We start from the raw sequence: 204 nt of genomic DNA, 5'->3' as shown, positions 1-204 counted from the left end.
GGGGGAGGATCCGGCCCTCGATCGGCCGGTCGAACAGCGCGGCCGATGAGTTTGTGGTTCCCGGCGGGTCCAAGGTTGTGACACCTGAGGAAAGGACACCGCCATGTCGGAGCTTCTCGTCGATTTCATCACCTCCCTCGACGGCTACGCATCGGGAGAGGGCTGGCCCGGGTTCTGGGGCCTGGAGGGTCCGGAGTACCTCGC

At 66.2% G+C, this 204-nt stretch carries 1 pseudogene; it reads left to right on the top strand.

What is annotated here, in order from left to right:
* Window positions 1–103 precede the first annotated feature (103 nt).
* Window positions 104–204 (top strand): annotated as a pseudogene (locus GT354_RS11050) (deaminase); the annotation flags it as partial.

Origin of the sequence: Streptomyces sp. SID3343, assembly GCF_009865215.1 — a bacterium.
In the GTDB taxonomy this organism is placed as follows: domain Bacteria; phylum Actinomycetota; class Actinomycetes; order Streptomycetales; family Streptomycetaceae; genus Embleya.
Note: the sequence above shows the minus strand (reverse complement) of the source record. Positions and strands in the feature narration are given on the sequence as shown.